Raw genomic sequence first — 13,966 nt, 5'->3', positions numbered from 1 at the left:
TGCAGTGTTCCCATCATCGGCATGATTGCCACGACTGTTGGGATGAGATGGAGGTCGATAGCTTGTTGGTTGACCTTCGTTGGCAAGGTTGATGGGTATGACCGCACCGATTCCTTCGCCTTCAGCACGCCCTGAGGTTGAGCGCCTCAAGGGTTACAGCGCTCCGCTGGAAGGGCGCCGTGGTTTGCTTCGGCTTGATTTCAACGAGAACACGATTGGCCCCAGCCCGGCGGTTGCTGAGGCGCTGCGGGCCTTTCCGGCTGATCAGATTGCGGTCTATCCGGAATACGACGGGTTGCGTGAGGCCGTGATCGCCAACCTGCAGGCGTCGTCGGCCGGGCTGGCCTATCCCCTGTCCATCGAACAGGTGGGGCTCTTCAACGGGGTGGATGCAGCGATTCATGCGGTGATTCACGCCTATGGGGCCCCTGGAGACACCCTGCTCACCACAAGTCCCACTTTTGGTTATTACGCCCCTTGCGCCGGGATGCAGGGGATGGTCGTCGAAGCAGTGCCCCATGTCCTGCCAGGTTTTCGCTTTCCGCTGCAGCAGATCCGCGACGCCCTTGAGCGACGACCACGGATTTTGATGCTTTGCAATCCCAACAACCCCACCGGTACGCGGTTGTCGGTGGAGCATGTGCTGGAGTTGGCGGCTTCCGCGCCCGACACGCTCGTGGTGGTGGATGAGCTCTATGAGGCCTTCACGGGAGACAGTGTGTTGCCGACGGTCGATTTCGGGCTGCATTCCAATCTGTTGGTGCTGCGTTCCCTCGCCAAGACGTCTGGACTCGCGGGCTTGCGCATCGGTTTCGCGTTCGGGCATGCCGATGTGGTCGATCGGGTCTGCCGCGTGACCGGTCCTTACGACGTGAACAGCCTTGCCGTGACGGCGGCTTTCGCTGCACTGTCTGACCAGGCCTACACCGATCACTATGTGGCCGAGGTGTTACGTGCTCGCGACTATCTCGTAACGCACTTAACGCAATCTGGTGCTTCCTTCCATTGCGACGGAGGTAACTACCTGCTGGTATGGCCGCGGCGATCGGCCGCAGAGGTGGAGCAGAAGCTGCGCAGCGCCGGCATCCTGGTGCGCTCCATGGCCGGCAAGCCGCAGCTCGATGGATCTCTGCGCGTGAGCATCGGCACTCAGGCGCAGATGCAGAGGTTCTGGGAGTGTTACCGAACGCTTGAGCGCTGAGCGGACACTCAGCGCATCACCTCGATCACTGTGTTGTCGTTCAGGCTGCTAGGCAGCGAGAGGCTGGGCCCTACCTGGCGAACCTGTGTCCCGCTCATCGCATCCAGAAAGGGCTGGACCCCACCCTGGTCGCAGCCGCTCGGAGCCTCTCCCTTCACGTATTGCACGGGGATGACCCGGCGTGGATTCAGCTGCCTCACCACCTCGGCGGCTTCTTCGCCGTCGTACACCTTTGCTCCGCCTCCAACGCCGATGATCAGCACATCAGGGCGACCCAGCAGCACCCTGTCTTCACCGCTGAGCGGGGCTGCTGTTCCTCCCAGATGGGCAAAGTTCAAGCCTCCCTGCTGCCAGCGCCAGATCGTGGCGTTGCCGAAACGACGTCCTCCCATGCGGTCATGCGGAGCGGAAAATCCCTCCAGGTCCATGCCGCCAACGCGATAGGAACCCGGCTTGGAGAGGTAGGTCCCACCACCAACGCGTGCGCCTTCATCCGGGAGTTCGGAGCTGGCAAGGGTCACCTTGGCGCTGACGCGCGGTTCGGCGAGTCCCGCGGCGCAGCCCACGGCACGGAAGGGGTTCACCAGCACCGACTGGCCGCCGCCACGAATCAGCAGAGCGCTGTGCCCATAGCTGGTGATTGAAACGCCTGCGGCCTGCACAGCGCTGCCGCTGATTCCGCTCACCATGGCGGATGCGGCCAGGAAGGCGATGGCCCGCCCAGGACCCTGTCTGTTCAGGAAAACGGTCATGGGGGAATGCCTGCTGGCTCAGGAAGCTAGCAGTGCTGAATGCGTCCTTCAGCCACGCGTAGGAAGTTGGCCAGCAGGTTGTGTCCTGCCTCCGTCAGCACGCTTTCCGGATGGAACTGCACGCCCTGGAGATGGTGATGCTCACGATGACGCAGTCCCATCACGGTCTCGTCCTCCAGCCATGCAGTGACTTCCAGGCAGTCCGGAAGACTGCTGCGATCAGCAATCAAGCTGTGATAGCGGGTGGCGGTGAGGGGCTGGGGCAGTCCCGCGAAGACGCCTTCGCCGCGATGGAGCACCGGAGAGGTTTTGCCATGCATCAGTTCTGCGGCCCGCACGACCTTGCCTCCGTAGGCCTGAGCCAGAGCCTGATGGCCCAGGCAGACACCCAAGGTGGGAATGTTGGGTGATAACTCCTTCAGCACATCGAGGCAGACCCCCGCTTGGTCAGGATCTCCGGGCCCAGGCGACAACAGGATGGCATCGGGACTGAGGTCGCGGATCTGGGCAACGCTGAGCGCGTCGTTGCGTTCCACACGCAGATCCTCGGCTAGAGGGTGTTGAGCCGCTAATTCCCCGAAGTACTGCACCAGGTTGAAGGTGAAGCTGTCGTAGTTGTCGATGACAAGCAGCATCGCTTAGAGGCCGAGGCGAAGAATTAGGGGCGGAAGCACCAGCAGCAGAGCAATCACCAGAGAACTGATGGCTGCCACCAGAACCGCCGCTGCAGCGCAGTCCTTGGCGACTTTGGCCAGAGGGTGGAAGCGCCGCCCGATGGCCAGATCCACCACAGATTCGATGGCTGTATTGAGCAGCTCAAGCACCAGCACGGCCGCCACAGTCAAGACCAGCACGGCCAACTGAATCGCTGGTAACTCAAGCCACAGCCCCAGGAAGAACACAACGCTGCCGATCCCCAGGTGGATGCGGAAGTTGCGTTGGCTGATGAAGCCATAACCCAGTCCCTGAGCCGCATAGCGGAAGCTGGACGGCAGGTCGCCAGCGATTTTCCAGGCTCCTCTGTGGGCAGCGTGGTGGGCACGTCGGGTACTGCGCTGGCTGATCTCCTCGCTCAACGGAGCTCCATCGTCAGGGGTCCGGAGTGATTTCATCTGCTGATTCACAGTTGATCTCACCGTGGGATTGAACGATACCGGCCATGGCAACCAGTTGCTCTTGGCATTGCAGCATCGCTTCCAGCCTCGAATCATCGGGATGATCCCATCCCAGCAGATGCAGAAGCCCGTGGCTCACCAGCCAGCAGAGCTCTCGTTCCAGACTGTGCTCCTGCTCGAGCGCCTGACGCTCTGCCGTTGGCACCGACACGATGATGTCTCCCAGCTCAACGCTGGGGCTGCCGTGAGGGGGCATGTCCGCTTCCAGGGCTGAGAAGGACAACACATCGGTGGCCCTGGGCTTGTCTCTCCAGCGTCCGTTTAAAGCGGTGATCTCGGCATCATCCACAAACTGCAGACCGAGACAAATTTCCTCGCAGTCCAGCAATTGTCTAGGAGTGGTGTCGCCACCGATGCTGATCAGGTGTTGCAGCCAGAGATCCAGGGTTGCTGCCCAGGTGTCTCCCTGGCTGAGACGCTGATGGGCCTCTGTTCCTTCTGCGGCCTGGATCAGCTGCTGTTCCGCTGGGGTGAAGGCCAGATCGATGGCAAAAGCCCGTGCGCTGCTCACTGGGGCAGCGTTGGACGCCCCAGCCAGGCGACCACAAGAATGAAGCCGATGAACCCTACGGCCGTGAGTCCGAGATGAAACAGGCTCTTACTGCCTTTGCGGACCATGTTGCGCATGGCCTGCTTCACGAAGCTGGGAGGTGGCGTGGTCGGAGTGCTGTCGGTCGAAGTCTCGATGCCGTCGCCCTTTGAGCTCATGGTCAGTTGTCCTCATCCTGTCCGGGGCTGTCGACACCTTGGCGCAGCAGCGCCTGGATGAAGGGGTCGAGATCGCCATTCATCACGCCCTGCACATCGTTGGTTTCCTCCTGGGTGCGCAGGTCTTTGACCATCTGATAGGGGTGAAAGACATAGTTGCGGATCTGATTGCCCCAGGCGGCCTCCACGATGTCGCCTCGAATGTCGGCGATCTCTGCGGCCCGTTGTTCTTGCGCGATCACCAGCAGCTTGGCCTTGAGCTGGGCCATGGCTTTCTCCTTGTTCTGCAGCTGCGAGCGCTCCTGGGTGCAGCGCACAGCTAGTCCAGTGGGCACGTGCAGGATGCGCACGGCGGTTTCCACCTTGTTGACGTTCTGTCCGCCGGCACCGCCCGAGCGGCTGGTGGTGACCTCCAGGTCTTTCTCGGGAATATCGAGCTCGACTTCCTCCTCGAGCTTCGGCATCACCTCGATGCCTGTGAAACTGGTCTGACGCTTGTCGTTGGCGTTGAAGGGAGAGATGCGCACCAGACGATGGGTGCCTTTCTCATTGCGCAGGTATCCGTAGGCGTAGCGCCCTTCGATTTCGATCGTGGCGCTCTTGATTCCTGCTTCCTCCCCCTCGCTGAGCTCATTCACCGTGACTTTCATGTCATGGTCTTCAGCCCAGCGGGTGTACATGCGCAGCAGCATTTGGGCCCAGTCCTGAGCATCTGTGCCGCCGGCTCCGGCATTGATCGAGAGCACGGCTCCTTCTTTGTCGTACTCACCGCTGAGCAGGCGCTCCAGCTCCCAGCGGTCGAGATCTTTGCGTAGTTGGTCCAGGCCCCCCTGGGCCTCGGCGAGCATGTCGTCATCGGGCTCAAGGTCATAGAGCTCAAGCGTGGCCTGGGCATCGGACACAGCTCCCTGCCAGGTCGTTAGCTGCAGCAACTGCGCCTTCACCTCATCGAGGCGACGCATTTGCTTCTGAGCGTTCTGTTGGTCATCCCAGAAGTCAGGCTGGGCAGCAAGTTGCTCAAGGTCTTGTTGTCTGGCGTTCAGTGCAGGAACGTCAAAGACAGTCCTGGGCATTGCCCAGGCGATCAGTGAGCTCGGAGAGGTCGCGCTTGAAGTCGGTGAGGTCGAGCAACGGAGTGCGTTGAACGGATTTCGCGACCTTATCAGTGCGGAATCTCGGTTCTTCCCGTTCGGGATGCTCAGGTCACCCGCCGTTTGCAGGCTGAGCGCCTGCATAGGATCGATGTCCCGTCATGAAGGCTCCATGCCGAGCGTCGAGATTTACACCTGGCAGACGTGCCCTTTCTGCATCAGAGCCAAACAGCTGTTGGATCGCAAGGGCGTCTCCTATTCCGAGTTTTCCGTTGATGGTGATGAGCCGGCTCGCGATGCCATGGCGGCCCGAGGTGATGGCCGCCGCAGCGTTCCTCAGATCTTCATCGACGACCGACACATTGGTGGTTGTGATGAACTGCATGCTCTGGAGCGTGCCGGTGAACTTGACGCGCTGCTCTCCTGAGTTCTCTGACCGGACCGCTGCTCATGCGTCACCTGTTTGTGCTGGATCCGCTGGATCGGATCAATCCCGCCAAGGATTCCACCGCTGCGCTGATGCAGGCCGCCGCCAGGTCTGAGCTGGAGGTCTGGGCTTGCACTCCGGCTGATCTGATCGCGCTTGGTGATGAACCTCTGGCGATGGCCATGCCGGTTCAGCCTGAGCCCTGGATCACTGTCGGCGAGCGAGAACGGCTGCCGCTGGCCACGTTCCAGGTGATCTGGATGCGTCAGGACCCTCCGGTTGATGAGGCCTATCTCTACGCCACCCATATTCTCGATGTCGCAGAACGGGCAGGGGTTCGTGTTCTCAACCGCCCCGACTCGCTGCGCACCTGGAATGAAAAGCTCGGCGCTTTGCGTTTCAGTCGTTGGATGGCCCCCACACTCGTGTCCGGCAGGGTGAGTGAGCTGAAGTCGTTTGCTCAAGCGCACAGCGAGATCGTGCTCAAACCCCTGGGAGGTCGTGCAGGTTTGGGAGTGATCCGGGTCTCTTCCCAGGCTCCTGGGCTCAAGGCTCTTCTGGAATTGGTCACAGAGCAGGAACGTTTGCCCGTGATGGCTCAGTGTTTTCTTCCTTCTGTGAGCGAGGGCGATAAGCGCATCTTGTTGGTGGATGGTGAGCCGCTGGGTGCCATCAATCGGCGGCCAGCCGCTGGAGAATTCCGCAGCAATCTGGCGGTTGGTGGTCAAGCGGAAGCGACGGAACTCAGTGAGCGGGAACGCCAGATCTGTGCAGCCCTGGCGCCTGCTCTGAGGGCCGAAGGGTTGTTTTTTGTGGGCATCGATGTGATCGGCGGGATGCTGAGCGAGATCAATGTCACCAGCCCCACAGGGATCCGAGAGGTCGAACGACTGATGAATCAGCCCCTGGCTGATCAGGTGATCTCTCGTCTGCGCGATCTGCTCTGATCACAGAATTGCGCTTGTTAACGGCCCCCTGATACCAGATCCAGCTGATCGGCGAGGACGGTCAGCTTGAGCCCCACTTCCTGAAGCTCACGTTCGGCCACTGAGCCGCGCACCAGTCCAGCTCCAGCTGTGAGGTCGAGCTGGGTGCCGCGTGCATGGCCGCAGCGGATGGCAACACGCAGTTCCGCATCCCCAGCGCTGTCGATCCAGCCGATCGGTGCTGCATAGCCATCGCGATCAAATGGCTCAAGGCTGCGCAACCAGCTCATGGCCTCGCGTCTGGGCAGGCCTGCCACAGCTGGAGTGGGATGGAGCACACCTGCCAGAGCAAGAGGCGATTGGCCCGGAGCCGGAGTCGTGATGGGGGTATGCAGATGGATCAGCTGGCCGTGTCTGGCCAGTTGTGGACTGCGCGGACGTCGTGGCTGCAGTCCTTGGGCGCTGAGATGCTCGGTGATGGCCTGCACCACCAGTTCATGCTCGCGCCGGTCTTTGTCGGAGTTGAGCAGTGAGGTGGCGTGGTCGTTGCGTCCTGCAGTGCCAGCAAGCGCATCGCAACGCAGCTGCCCATTGCGCAAGCTCAGCAGTCGCTCAGGTGAAGCCCCGAAGAAGCTGTCCTGCTGGTTGCGTTGCCAGAGGAACCGGCAGCTGCCTGCTTGCTGGTAGCGCAGGCGTTTCAGCAACAGCAAGGGGTCCAGAGGTGAGGTCAGGCTCACCGAGTGGCGCACGGCGAGAACCAGCTTGTGCAGTTCACCACCGTTCACCAGTTCCAGGCCTCGCTGAAGTGCCGTGGTGTAGCGCCGTTCCCAGTCGCCTGGTGTGATCCTTCCGCTCAGATTGCCTGAGCTCTGGCCTGGCCAGCTCCTCCAAGACTGCAGCTTCTCTGCCATCAGCCAGAGCGACTCCGCCAGTGAGCGCACATCACTCATCTGTTGCGCAATGCCATGCAGACGCAGCCAGCCGTGACGTCCATGACGACTGAGTTGCCAGCGAGGCAGAACGGCCTGAACCGAGGGCATGCTGCCCTGGGGCTGGAGTTCTCCGCTCTGCTCGAAGAAGGAGAAGGCCAGCAGGATGCGCGAGCGGGCCTGAGCCGGTGCTTCAGGCGTTCCCTCGAGGATGCGTCCGAGCGTGATGTCACTGAAACGCTGAGCCAGTTCGAATCGACGGGGACCTGACATCTCCAGGTGATGGCAGCGGCCGGCTGCAGCAAGACAAAGGCCTGGTGCACCATCCCAGAGGAAACGGAACGGGTCGGCATCCTCGAGATCAGCAAGCTGCAGCAGTGGATCCAGCCCCTGCAGCGGCACTGCCAAGCCAAAGACTCCGTCGTCCATCTGGCGCTGATCCCACACGCGCATCGCACCCTCCAGCAGGTCGCTGAAGTGCACCGCAGGTGAACTGTCGTGGGGCGCGGCCGACATCTTGACGGCAGGACGATGGATTACTGCTCAAATGTATGAGTCTTGAAGAGGGCTCCACGAGTCCAGTCCATGCCAGATCAACAGGCTGTTGCAACCCTTCACTCCCGCGGCGACGATCGCCGGCGTCTCTGGAAGGCAGCGATCAAGTGGCCGATGTACTCCGTTGCGGTGATGCCCGTGCTGCTTGCGGCCGGATGGCGACTGGGTTCAGGCTTTCCGGTGCGCTGGCTCCAGGGCTTCGTTTTTTTGTTGGCAGCGGTGCTGCTGCTGATCTGGGAGAACCTCAGCAACGACCTCTTTGATGCCGAGACCGGCGTCGATGACCAGGGCAAGCCCCATTCGGTCGTGGCGCTGGTCGGTCGCTCACGTCCTGTTCAGCAGCTTGCCACCCTCGCTCTGCTGATGGGACTGATGCTGATGCTGTGGATTGCGCTCAGGAGCAGTCTTGCAGTGCTGGTGCTGGTGCTGGTGAGCTGTGGTCTCGGGTATCTCTATCAGGGACCTCCCTTCCGTCTCGGCTACAAGGGCCTAGGTGAACCGCTGTGTTGGCTTGCTTTTGGTCCTTTCGCCACTGCAGCTGCGTTGTTGGTCATCGCCCCTTCAACGGATGTCGTGCCCTGGGACACCGCTTTGGTCCTCGGCTCCGGCCCTGCTCTGGCGACAACGCTGGTGTTGTTCTGCTCGCATTTTCATCAGGTTGAGCAGGATGCGGCGCATGGCAAGCAGTCTCCAGTCGTGCGCCTGGGTACTGCGCGGGCAGCATCCTTGGTGCCGTGGTTCGTTGCAGGCACCCTCGCTCTGGAATGGGCCCCTGTGCTGCATGGCGACTGGCCACTCACCGCTCTGTTGGGAGCCTTGGGGTTACCGGCGGCCTCCTCATTGATCCGCTTGCTTCGCACGCATCATCACGAGCCTGAACGGATCACAGGCAGCAAGTTTCTGGCCTTGCGATTTCAGGCTCTCAATGGCCTCGGCCTGAGCATCGGTCTAAGCCTGGGTCCATGGTTTGGCTCCCCTGTTCTGCTGCCGGGTTAAGTCCATGAAGCTGCGGCTGGCGGTTCGTTCCTATGCCTATTCCCTGTTGCGTCCACTGCGGACCGCTTCAGGTGCTTGGCAGCAGCGTGAGGGTTGGTTACTTCGTCTGACCTGTGCGATCTCCGGCCGGGTGGGCTGGGGCGAGGTCGCTCCGCTGGATCCAGAACACCGTCCTGTCTGTGCAAGGGCTCTAACGCGATGGCAGAACTCCGGGGATGTGGAGTGCGAGCGAGATCAGCTCGAATCACTGCTGCCGACGCTGCCGGCTGAAGTTGGCTTTGCGCTCGGTGCCTCCTTGGCGGAGCTTGATGGCGTTGTTCAGGCCTGGCTTCCTGCCCCGAGTTCGGCCTGTCTGCTGCCCGCTGGACCGTCCATGCTGCCGATGCTGGACCAATTGCTGGCGACGCATTCAGTGGATGAGCCCCTCACTGTGAAGTGGAAGGTGGCAGCGACGGACTGGGACCATGAATGGTCGTTGTTCTCCAGGCTTCTGGACCGGCTGCCGCCCGAGGCTCATCTGCGTCTGGATGCCAATGCCGGCTGGGATCGGACTGAGGCGGATCGATGGGCTGGAGTTCTGGAGGGAGATCCCCGTCTGGACTGGCTGGAGCAGCCACTGGCAGTGGACGATCTGCAAGGCCTGCAGGATTTGGCGAAGCGGGTTCCTGTCGCCCTGGATGAGTCGCTGCTGAAGCATCCTGCTCTGCGGGAGCAGTGGCAGGGCTGGCAGGTGCGGCGCCCCCTATTGGAAGGAGATCCCAGACTCCTGCTGCGCCAGTTGCAGGAGGGCCGGCCGCGGCTCATGCTCAGCACCGTCTTCGAAACGGGGATCGGCTTTCGCTGGCTGGCGTTGATGGCAGGGCTTCAGCAGCGAGGCCCCACGCCCGTGGCTCCAGGGCTGGCTCCAGGTTGGTGCCCTGAAGGTCGCCTGTTCAGCGCTGATCCTGAGCAGGTGTGGGCCGCGGCTGCGCTGGGCTGCTGATGAGCCGTTTGAGGGATCTGCGTTGTGACCCTGCCCAGCCTGGTCAGGCTGCTGCGACTCTCGATGCAGACCTGGCCGACGGTGCTTGGGTACGACTGCTCCCTTCCGACGTTCAGCCGGAGCGGCAAGTCCTGGATGTTGATGGCCTGGATTGGCCTCCTGGACCAGGAGTGGTGTTGTCGACCGGAGGCAGCAGCGGTGGACGACAGCTCTGCCTGCATCCCTTGTCGAATCTGGATCGCTCGGCCCAGGTCTGCGGGTCGTGGCTGGAGACGATCGGCTTGGAGCCAGCCTCAACTCTGGTTTGGAATCCTCTGCCGTTTCAGCACGTGAGCGGTCTGATGCCTTGGTGGCGTGCCCGTCAGTGGGGCGCAGATCACGCCTGGATCTCCCCTGCTTTGATCAAACAGCCGGCTCTGCTTCTCAAGCAAAGCCTTCAGCATCCATTCTGGCAGCGGCGTCCAATGCTGCTTTCGCTGGTGCCCACCCAACTGCGGCGGCTGCTGGCTGATCCCTGTGGACGCTCCTGGTTGGCTGAGATGGCGGTGATTTGGGTTGGTGGTGCAGCCTTGCCAACCGATCTGGCCGATCAATCGCGCGACTTGGGTATCAGGCTTGCCCCCTGTTACGGCGCGACGGAGACAGCCGCGATGGTGACGGCCCAGGCGCCGCTTGATTTTTTGGCCGGCACGGGTGGTTGTGGGCGCCCCCTTGACGGTGTGCGTCTGCGACTGAATCAGCAGGGAGCTCTGGCCGTGCACTGCGACCGCTTGGCTCTAGCCAGGCTTGATGGCACAGGCAGCCTCTATGCGCTGTCGGACGCGAATGGTTGGTGGCATTCCGCTGATTTGGCGGAACTTGAAGGCTCACCAACGAATCCCCAGCTGCATCTTTTGGGACGCATCGATGACGCCATCCATTCAGGCGGGGTCACGGTGTTTCCTTCACAACTGGAGCAGAGGCTTCTGCGCGAGGCCCGCAAGCAAGGGCTACCGCTCGATGCTGTGCTGTTTCTGGGGTTGGTCAATCGTGAGTGGGGTGAACGACTGGTGGCTCTTGTTCGCTGGTCGTCTGCTGATGTGTCGTCGGACGCTTTCGACTGTTTACGCAGATTGGTGTCCGAATGGCCCGCACCGGAACGCCCTCAGCATTGGATCCAATGCCAGGGACTGGAATGCTCTGCCGCTGGAAAGTGGGAGCGTGCGCGTTGGCAGAACTGGTTGAGCGCACATCAATCAGCTCAGTCATCAGCTCAGAAAATCTGAATGTGTAGCTCGATGATGTATTTATTTGCTCAATCATTGCCTTGTGAATATCACTTTTGAGTCAGATCTGTTTCATTTCATTCACGAGAAACTGCCGCATGGCTGATGGTCTTGAACTGGCGAGCTCGCTCGCATGACTGACGGATTTGCCTGTTGAGCGATTGGAGCTTGTGGTGGCAATGGCCCATGTCTGACCTATGACCAGGGCATCCAGCATGCGCTGATGCCTCTCTCTGCGAATGGCTCGAGCAAAAAATCACAAAAGGAACACGTTCTCTTTGCCACAGATGGGCGTATCAAATTTATTCCGACCCCCTGAATCGGCACATGAATTGTGAATTAGTTTGCGCTTTGTCCTCTTGGTATATCAACCAACTCTTAGGGTAATTTTCTGAGTTTTACTGGGTTTCTTCGTTGCCAGTTCCCCTTCGGCCTTTTCGGCCTACCTCTCAAAACATACGTGTGAGCACAATTGATGCTCCCTCGATTGAAGGGGATGTTGTTGATAATGCTGGTGATGTGATTAATCGCTGTTATCGCCAGATTTATTTTCATGCAATGAGTAGCGATAGGGATCGCTATCTTGAGTCTCAACTTAGAAACGGTTCAATTACGGTTAGAGACTTCATCCGCGGTCTGTTGCTATCAGACCGTTTCATGCGTGGTTATGTTGCTTGCAGCAATAACTATCGCCTTGTCGAGCAGGTCATCGGCAGGGCTTTGGGTCGCAAGGTGCGAGACAACACCGAGAAATTAACCTATTCCATTGTTATTGCTGAGAAAGGATTCGAGTCTTTTGTTGATCTAGTCCTCAATAGTGAGGAGTATATGCAGAGGTTTGGTTACGACACTGTGCCGCTGGAGATTTCAAGAGTTTTGCCAGGTCGGGCTGTGGGTGAAGCGCCTGTGTATCAGGAGTTCCCTCGATACTCTTATGACTGGCAAGAGAAGTTGATTTCAAACGACATGATGATGTCGATTGAAGATCACCTGAACTTCGGACCGACGAAGTCGTTCGCAGAGAAAGTGCTGTATGAGCGTCCTTCTGACAAGGCATTCCGCTATATCATTCCGTCCTTTGTGATCCTTTCGGGATTGATTGTTGTTGGGGTGGTGAAAGTCTTCACAAGTATCTTTGTGGTGGGCTGAGTTGCCTAATAAGCAGCTCTTACCATTGCTTCCTTTTTCTTTTCAATCAATTCCTCGAAGCTGATCCAGTGAATGCAGTCCACGGGGCAGGTGTCGATTGCTTCGTTGATCACCATGGTTGAATCACCGTCTTGGCGAATTGCTCGGCACTTTCCAGTTTCTTGGTCCATTAAAAATGTGTTCGTCGCCACGTGGGCGCAATAGCGACATCCAACGCAGACTTTTTCGTCGACCCAGATGGCTTGCAATCTCAGCTCGCCTCCCAGGCAAGGCTCTAGGCCTGATGGTGAGGTGATGTGATGAGACGGTGCAGTAAAGGCGGCCGAGCTTTCAAAGGCTGTTTCAAACCTCGTTTCAACGTCTGAAGGTGCTGTAAAGGCCGCAGAGGTGTCGAACATTCTGGTCAGCTTCTATGACTTACGAATCGCGAAGCTGCGCAATCTCTGCCCAATTTTGAGACTTGCGATTTTCAAAATGCTGCAGGAAAACTCCACTGATTGAAGAGGTGATGAATGGTTTGCTCTGATATAGGGATTAAAATCTTTTTAGGAGGTTTGGTTGGTTTTGTATTGCTTGATCGCAATCTGAAGCTGACCGATCGCAGCTCTGCCAATGTTGTAACCGGCCCAGCTCAGGGCTAGAAGAATCGGTAATGCCACGATCAGAATTCTCAAATCCATCGGCATTTAGAAAATGACCCATAAATTAGCTTTGGCGCATTTTTTTTCAGTGTTCTTTGACGGCAGGTCACGTTGCAGATGGTTGATTTCTGCGCAGATTCTTGAACCTGTCGATGTCACAATTGTGTCGCCATCGGCCTTGGTGGCTGGCTCAGAGTTCTTTGATTTGCCCAATCTCTGCAGCCTCGATCCAGCGTGAGATTGCGTCTGGTAATGGGCAGCGTCGGCGCGTTTGTGTATTGATGGCCAGTTGTCTGATCAAGCCATTGGCAACATCCTGGTCGCTCAGCAGAAATTGACTGCGAACCTCAAAACATCCCTGATCAATCCGTTGTGGAGTCAGTCGAACCAGCAGTTGATCGCCTCCATGCACTGCTTTGTTGAAGCTTGCGCTGCACTGCACGACAGGTAGTGCAGTGTTGGGCCAGCGTTCCTGGTCACGACATCCAGGGAACACCGTTTTGGCTTCAATGCCATAGAGCTCCAGGCTCTCTTCCCATGCCTCATGGCACCAGCGCAACAGCTGATGGAAATGCATGACGCCAGCGGCGTCCGTATCACCGAAGCGCACCGTTCTGCTGAGGTTGAGCCAAGGGGGCCTTGCCATCAGCTCACGTTCTGGTCGCTTTGGCTGGACTGGTCACCTTGGGATCAGTGAGAGGTTGGAGTTGATCAGGGGATTGGTGCATTTCTTCTTGGCCGATACGGGCGTGTGGACACTGCTTTTGGCGTTGTTGTTGGGCGGCTTGCAGACGCGGCAGCAATGGACTCTCAGCCGTTGGTCGGAAGCCTCTTTGCTTTGAATCGCGTTCTGGGTTCTAGGCGTGGGTGGTGTCTATGGATTCATCATGCATCTTGTCTTCGGGTCGTTACGAAGTGGCTTACGCCAATCTCACGATCGGCATCCTCGGTTTCAGCAGCTTCCTGTATGGCAAACGTGATGACCTTCTGGCCAGCATGGTTGCTTTCGCCAGATGGTTCTTCGCTGACGGGATCGGTCATGTGGTCTCGCTTGTGGTGGATCAGAACAACGCTCCTTCCAATGCCGGCAGCGTGCTGTACACCGATCTCCAGACGCTTGCTGGTCCTTCTCCTGCTCTGGATCAGTCGAGGTGAACGACGTCGGCTGA

General features: G+C 59.1%; 18 protein-coding genes. 8 read left to right on the top strand and 10 right to left on the bottom strand.

All coding sequences use genetic code 11. The features are described 5' to 3' along the window. Positions 1-97 precede the first annotated feature (97 nt). The gene (locus tag DXY37_RS05390) at positions 98-1,201 is read left to right on the top strand and encodes a histidinol-phosphate transaminase (protein WP_115125705.1); all 1,104 of its coding nucleotides are present in this window, start codon (positions 98-100) and stop codon (positions 1,199-1,201) included. A gap of 8 nt (positions 1,202-1,209) precedes the next feature. Here the strand turns inward: DXY37_RS05390 and DXY37_RS05385 are convergent, their stop codons facing one another. From DXY37_RS05385 to prfB, 6 genes are all read right to left on the bottom strand, one after another. Then, positions 1,210-1,890 carry an MBL fold metallo-hydrolase gene (locus tag DXY37_RS05385; RefSeq protein WP_371637962.1) on the bottom strand — a complete coding sequence of 227 codons (681 nt, stop codon included), beginning with the start codon at positions 1,888-1,890 and terminating at the stop codon, positions 1,210-1,212. Between the two features lie 89 nt (positions 1,891-1,979). After that, positions 1,980-2,588 carry an aminodeoxychorismate/anthranilate synthase component II gene (locus tag DXY37_RS05380; RefSeq protein ID WP_115125703.1) on the bottom strand — a complete coding sequence of 203 codons (609 nt, stop codon included), beginning with the start codon at positions 2,586-2,588 and terminating at the stop codon, positions 1,980-1,982. A 3-nt stretch (positions 2,589-2,591) separates the two neighbouring features. After that, complete coding sequence (locus tag DXY37_RS05375) at positions 2,592-3,065, bottom strand: diacylglycerol kinase family protein (protein WP_067096161.1); 474 nt, start codon at positions 3,063-3,065, stop codon at positions 2,592-2,594. Next, positions 3,043-3,639 carry an rRNA maturation RNase YbeY gene (ybeY, locus tag DXY37_RS05370; RefSeq protein WP_115125702.1) on the bottom strand — a complete coding sequence of 199 codons (597 nt, stop codon included), beginning with the start codon at positions 3,637-3,639 and terminating at the stop codon, positions 3,043-3,045. The genes DXY37_RS05375 and ybeY overlap by 23 nt, the downstream gene beginning before the upstream one ends. Beyond that, complete coding sequence (locus DXY37_RS05365) at positions 3,636-3,836, bottom strand: DUF3285 domain-containing protein (protein WP_115125701.1); 201 nt, start codon at positions 3,834-3,836, stop codon at positions 3,636-3,638. The genes ybeY and DXY37_RS05365 overlap by 4 nt, the downstream gene beginning before the upstream one ends. 2 nt (positions 3,837-3,838) lie before the next feature. Continuing rightward, positions 3,839-4,967 (bottom strand): peptide chain release factor 2 gene (gene prfB / locus DXY37_RS05360; protein WP_115125700.1). Its coding sequence is split into 2 segments (ribosomal slippage): positions 3,839-4,891 and positions 4,893-4,967, totalling 1,128 coding nucleotides; the frame shifts between segments, so codons are not numbered across the junction. 132 nt (positions 4,968-5,099) lie between these two features. Between prfB and grxC the strand changes: the two genes are divergently transcribed. Both grxC and gshB read left to right on the top strand, forming a co-directional pair. Further along, on the top strand, positions 5,100-5,354 hold the full coding sequence (gene grxC, locus DXY37_RS05355) for a glutaredoxin 3 (protein WP_115125983.1): 255 nt from the start codon (positions 5,100-5,102) through the stop codon (positions 5,352-5,354). 23 nt (positions 5,355-5,377) lie between these two features. Then, a complete protein-coding gene (gene gshB, locus DXY37_RS05350; protein WP_115125699.1) occupies positions 5,378-6,301 on the top strand; it encodes a glutathione synthase in 924 nt (307 codons plus the stop codon). Between the two features lie 17 nt (positions 6,302-6,318). Here the strand turns inward: gshB and DXY37_RS05345 are convergent, their stop codons facing one another. Further along, positions 6,319-7,725: an isochorismate synthase MenF gene (locus DXY37_RS05345; RefSeq protein WP_115125698.1), complete on the bottom strand. Its 1,407-nt coding sequence runs from the start codon at positions 7,723-7,725 to the stop codon at positions 6,319-6,321. Between the two features lie 69 nt (positions 7,726-7,794). Here DXY37_RS05345 and menA point away from each other — a divergent pair, with 69 nt between their 5' ends. The 4 genes from menA to DXY37_RS05325 all read left to right on the top strand — a co-directional run bounded on the left by menA (position 7,795) and on the right by DXY37_RS05325 (position 12,156). After that, positions 7,795-8,760, top strand: a complete 966-nt coding sequence (menA, locus tag DXY37_RS05340; RefSeq protein WP_115125697.1) for a 2-carboxy-1,4-naphthoquinone phytyltransferase — start codon at positions 7,795-7,797, stop codon at positions 8,758-8,760. A gap of 4 nt (positions 8,761-8,764) precedes the next feature. Next, entirely contained in the window at positions 8,765-9,742 is a 978-nt protein-coding gene (locus DXY37_RS05335) for an o-succinylbenzoate synthase (RefSeq protein WP_115125696.1), read from the top strand. Further along, the gene (locus tag DXY37_RS05330; protein WP_115125982.1) at positions 9,742-11,007 is read left to right on the top strand and encodes an AMP-binding protein; all 1,266 of its coding nucleotides are present in this window, start codon (positions 9,742-9,744) and stop codon (positions 11,005-11,007) included. Before DXY37_RS05335 ends, DXY37_RS05330 begins: the two co-directional genes overlap by 1 nt. A 462-nt stretch (positions 11,008-11,469) precedes the next feature. Then, the gene (locus tag DXY37_RS05325; protein ID WP_231856438.1) at positions 11,470-12,156 is read left to right on the top strand and encodes a phycobilisome rod-core linker polypeptide; all 687 of its coding nucleotides are present in this window, start codon (positions 11,470-11,472) and stop codon (positions 12,154-12,156) included. 5 nt (positions 12,157-12,161) lie between these two features. Here DXY37_RS05325 and DXY37_RS05320 read toward each other — a convergent pair whose 3' ends face one another. The 3 genes from DXY37_RS05320 to DXY37_RS05310 all read right to left on the bottom strand — a co-directional run bounded on the left by DXY37_RS05320 (position 12,162) and on the right by DXY37_RS05310 (position 13,443). Then, positions 12,162-12,554, bottom strand: coding sequence for a ferredoxin (locus tag DXY37_RS05320; protein ID WP_082825063.1), 393 nt, complete (start codon positions 12,552-12,554; stop codon positions 12,162-12,164). A gap of 147 nt (positions 12,555-12,701) precedes the next feature. Then, positions 12,702-12,836: a photosystem II protein Y gene (locus DXY37_RS05315; protein ID WP_115125981.1), complete on the bottom strand. Its 135-nt coding sequence runs from the start codon at positions 12,834-12,836 to the stop codon at positions 12,702-12,704. 151 nt (positions 12,837-12,987) lie between these two features. Further along, the gene (locus DXY37_RS05310; protein WP_115125695.1) at positions 12,988-13,443 is read right to left on the bottom strand and encodes a thioesterase family protein; all 456 of its coding nucleotides are present in this window, start codon (positions 13,441-13,443) and stop codon (positions 12,988-12,990) included. A gap of 248 nt (positions 13,444-13,691) precedes the next feature. Here DXY37_RS05310 and DXY37_RS05300 point away from each other — a divergent pair, with 248 nt between their 5' ends. Next, positions 13,692-13,952, top strand: coding sequence for a DUF6790 family protein (locus tag DXY37_RS05300; protein ID WP_136975558.1), 261 nt, complete (start codon positions 13,692-13,694; stop codon positions 13,950-13,952). Positions 13,953-13,966 lie beyond the last annotated feature (14 nt).

It is taken from the genome of Synechococcus sp. GEYO (genome assembly GCF_900473955.1).
Lineage (GTDB): Bacteria > Cyanobacteriota > Cyanobacteriia > PCC-6307 > Cyanobiaceae > Synechococcus_C.
Note: the sequence above shows the minus strand (reverse complement) of the source record. Positions and strands in the feature narration are given on the sequence as shown.

Excerpts from the sequence above, each read along its gene's own strand:
- DXY37_RS05390 (WP_115125705.1), top strand. The coding sequence starts at position 98 with ATGACCGCACCGATTCCTTCGCCTTCAGCACGCCCTGAGGTTGAGCGC.
- DXY37_RS05385 (WP_371637962.1), bottom strand. The coding sequence starts at position 1,890 with ATGGTGAGCGGAATCAGCGGCAGCGCTGTGCAGGCCGCAGGCGTTTCA.
- DXY37_RS05380 (WP_115125703.1), bottom strand. The coding sequence starts at position 2,588 with ATGCTGCTTGTCATCGACAACTACGACAGCTTCACCTTCAACCTGGTG.
- DXY37_RS05375 (WP_067096161.1), bottom strand. The coding sequence starts at position 3,065 with ATGAAATCACTCCGGACCCCTGACGATGGAGCTCCGTTGAGCGAGGAG.
- DXY37_RS05365 (WP_115125701.1), bottom strand. The coding sequence starts at position 3,836 with ATGAGCTCAAAGGGCGACGGCATCGAGACTTCGACCGACAGCACTCCG.
- grxC (WP_115125983.1), top strand. The coding sequence starts at position 5,100 with ATGCCGAGCGTCGAGATTTACACCTGGCAGACGTGCCCTTTCTGCATC.
- gshB (WP_115125699.1), top strand. The coding sequence starts at position 5,378 with ATGCGTCACCTGTTTGTGCTGGATCCGCTGGATCGGATCAATCCCGCC.
- DXY37_RS05345 (WP_115125698.1), bottom strand. The coding sequence starts at position 7,725 with ATGTCGGCCGCGCCCCACGACAGTTCACCTGCGGTGCACTTCAGCGAC.
- menA (WP_115125697.1), top strand. The coding sequence starts at position 7,795 with ATGCCAGATCAACAGGCTGTTGCAACCCTTCACTCCCGCGGCGACGAT.
- DXY37_RS05335 (WP_115125696.1), top strand. The coding sequence starts at position 8,765 with ATGAAGCTGCGGCTGGCGGTTCGTTCCTATGCCTATTCCCTGTTGCGT.
- DXY37_RS05330 (WP_115125982.1), top strand. The coding sequence starts at position 9,742 with ATGAGCCGTTTGAGGGATCTGCGTTGTGACCCTGCCCAGCCTGGTCAG.
- DXY37_RS05320 (WP_082825063.1), bottom strand. The coding sequence starts at position 12,554 with ATGTTCGACACCTCTGCGGCCTTTACAGCACCTTCAGACGTTGAAACG.
- DXY37_RS05315 (WP_115125981.1), bottom strand. The coding sequence starts at position 12,836 with ATGGATTTGAGAATTCTGATCGTGGCATTACCGATTCTTCTAGCCCTG.
- DXY37_RS05310 (WP_115125695.1), bottom strand. The coding sequence starts at position 13,443 with ATGGCAAGGCCCCCTTGGCTCAACCTCAGCAGAACGGTGCGCTTCGGT.